The organism is Desulfurobacteriaceae bacterium (genome assembly GCA_039832905.1).
Classification (GTDB): domain Bacteria; phylum Aquificota; class Aquificia; order Desulfurobacteriales; family Desulfurobacteriaceae; genus Desulfurobacterium.
This window is the reverse complement of sequence record JBDOLX010000062.1, coordinates 1-2,826: the sequence shown is the minus strand read 5'-3', so window position 1 is coordinate 2,826 and position 2,826 is coordinate 1. Positions and strand designations below refer to the sequence as shown.

Annotated in this window: 4 protein-coding genes; all 4 read right to left on the bottom strand. The window is 36.0% G+C overall.

Features of this window, described 5'->3' with window-relative positions:
- Positions 1–78: 78 nt before the first annotated feature.
- Positions 79–1,002, bottom strand: coding sequence for an MJ1477/TM1410 family putative glycoside hydrolase (locus ABGX27_04425; GenBank protein MEO2068738.1), 924 nt, complete (start codon positions 1,000–1,002; stop codon positions 79–81).
- Between the two features lies 1 nt (position 1,003).
- On the bottom strand, positions 1,004–2,005 hold the full coding sequence (gene lpxD, locus ABGX27_04420) for a UDP-3-O-(3-hydroxymyristoyl)glucosamine N-acyltransferase (GenBank protein MEO2068737.1): 1,002 nt from the start codon (positions 2,003–2,005) through the stop codon (positions 1,004–1,006).
- Complete coding sequence (locus tag ABGX27_04415) at positions 2,002–2,532, bottom strand: OmpH family outer membrane protein (GenBank protein MEO2068736.1); 531 nt, start codon at positions 2,530–2,532, stop codon at positions 2,002–2,004. The genes lpxD and ABGX27_04415 overlap by 4 nt, the downstream gene beginning before the upstream one ends.
- A gap of 13 nt (positions 2,533–2,545) precedes the next feature.
- The coding region (locus tag ABGX27_04410; protein MEO2068735.1) for a BamA/TamA family outer membrane protein at positions 2,546–2,826 on the bottom strand (281 nt) is incomplete at its 5' end.

Genomic DNA, 2,826 nt, shown 5'->3' with positions numbered 1-2,826 from the left:
TTCTGCCCATTCAATCCTGTCTTTACCCTTATCTGCGAGTGATAAATCTTTAACGTGGTATTCCATAATCTCCTCCTTTTACCATTTGATAATCACAAGCTCATCAAGATTTCTATCTGTGCGGGCAACGTAAGGAATAAGACCGCTATCTTTTGCTTTAGATAAATAATCCTTAACTTTGTTTATATTCTCCTCACTATTAATTCCATCATCTACATAATCTACTGAAAAAATAGGTTTTCCAGTATTCTTTATTCTACTTAAGAACAAAAGTCTTTCCTCTGTTTCAGCTATTGGAACAGGAACCGTTCCATCATAAAACATGTCCTCAACAGCCCACCCTGAAACTATTGATACTAATTTTCCTTTGTCAAAACCAAGAATTCTTTCTCCATTTTGAGGAACTATATAACAATTTTCCAGCTTTTCACGACAGTAGCTTGCTATTTCTTCTATAAAGTCTATCATCCTTTGAGCAGTATCCTCCTCAGTAAGCCTTTCCTTTCCAGCCCAGTATTCAAATTCATCAACTTTATCAAGATAGAGTCCTAAAAAACCTTGAGATACTATCTTGTCTATGTAGTTGTATATTATTTTTTTCCATTCTACATCCCAATACTTTACAGCGTAATTTTCCTTCCAGTCTGTATTTTCTTCTCCAAGCCAACTTGGTGGTTCAGAACTCCAAGTATCATTCCAGTAAAAACGGTAACTTTCAGCCTCTCCAATACTTATATAGGCAATAGGAATTTTCCCTCTTTCCTTTAGCTTTTCTATTTCCTCTCTTGTATATCTACCATCTTCTGTTCCGTCTCTTGAATAGTCGATGACAACCAATTCAAAAGGAGAGTTGCTTAGTTCCTCTACCGATGCATTCTGAAGCTGGTAAGCCCAACTTTCTACTTTCAGAGAAGGTTCTAACCTTTCCTCAATCCCTTCATTATTACTGCTGCACCCTAACGAAAAAATGTAAAGCAAAACCAGAAAAACTACTCTGTACAACTTACCCCTTTAAAAGTTTTTTTATCTTTTCATAAATTTCTGGTAGCCTATCAACAAGAATTTGGATTTTTCTCCATTCCTTATAAGGTTTTATCGGAAAGCCTGCATAAGTTCCTGGCTCTTTTATACTCTTTGTAATACCAGACTTTGCGGCTACAGTGACGTTGCTCGCTATTTCTATGTGTCCAGCAACGCCTACCTTTCCTGCAAGAGTTACAAAATCTCCTATTTTCGTACTTCCTGAAATACCAACTTGAGAAACTATAAAACAGTATTTTCCAATCTTAACGTTGTGGCCTATTTGAACAAGATTGTCAATCTTTGTTCCTTCTCCGATAACAGTATTACCTATAGTTCCTCTATCGATAGTAGTGTTGGCCCCTATCTCCACAAAGTCCTCTATTACAACTCCACCAATTTGAGGAACCTTATAGACTTTCATCTCTTTTTTGCTAAAAGCGTAACCAAAACCGTCAGAACCAATTACTGTTCCTGAATGAATTCTTACAAATCTTCCAATCTTCACACCATCATAAATGGAAACATTTGGAAAAATTACCGTGTTATCTCCTATATGGCAGTTGCTACCTATAAAAACTCCGGGAAAGATTCTCACATTATTTCCTATTTTCGTATTTTCTCCTATAAAAACAAAATCCCCAATATAACAGTTATCTCCTAACGAAACGTTTTCTGAAATGGTTGCTTTGGCTGAAATGCCACTTTCGGGCAGCTTCTCAGGATAGAAAAAACTTAATGCTTTAGCGAAGGTAACGTAAGGTTCCTCACAGATAAGTTGAGAAATGTTTACTCCTTCTATTTTCTTGTCTACTATGATGGCTGACGCCTTAGTGTCTTTTAAGTATTTTTTATACTTTGGATTGGTTAAAAATGTTATATCTCCAGGCTTTGCATTTTGTATCTCTGCAACTCCTGTGATCTCTAATTCACCGTCCCCAATGAGTTCACAACCTAAAACGGAAGCCAACTCTTTAAGTTTCATTTTTCAACCTTTCCATTGTAAATTTTTGTAATAGTTTCTGTTAAATCATACTTTGGATTACCAGAAATAACAGCTCTTTTGTCGATTATTAAAGGTATATTATGTTCCTTCCTGTATTCATCTATAACCCTGACTACTTCACTTATTATTTCCAATGAACGTGCATTTCCCATCTTTTGTATCTTCAAGTTAATTTGCTGAATATACCTCTCACGTTCTCTAAGTTTCTGCTGTAATTCTTTTTCTTTCTCTTCCTTAGCCTTTTGACTGAGGATAGGACTTTTTAGTTCACTCTGAAGAGATCTTATTTCACTGTCAAGTTTTTGGAGTTTTTCTCTTGCTTCCCTAATCTGGGAATTTATAATGTTTTCAACTTCTTTCCACTTATTGGAATTTTCAACAACTTTTTGAATGTCTACGTAATAAACGGAAATAGCTTTAGTTTGAGAAATAGCCTCTGCTTTGGAAACTTTTGGAATTCCCATTGAGGCTGCTAAAATGAGTCCTGCTAAGAGAAGTTTTCTCATAATCTATCCTCCATTAAAAATAGCTTCCAAGTCCAAAGTGCCACTCATTTGCACTTTCTCCAGGTTTCTTGTCAAGTTTCCATCCAATATCAAGTCTAATTGGCCCCATTGGGGTAAGAACACGTAAACCGATTCCTGCTCCCTTTCTCATGTCTCCAACTTTAAACTTATTCCACCATCCACCACCGATGTCAACAAAGGAAATTAACCTTAACATTCTTGTAACGTCATATCCAATTTCAAAGTTAAACACAAGTTCTCTATTTGCTCCTTCAGGATTTCCATATTCGTCGG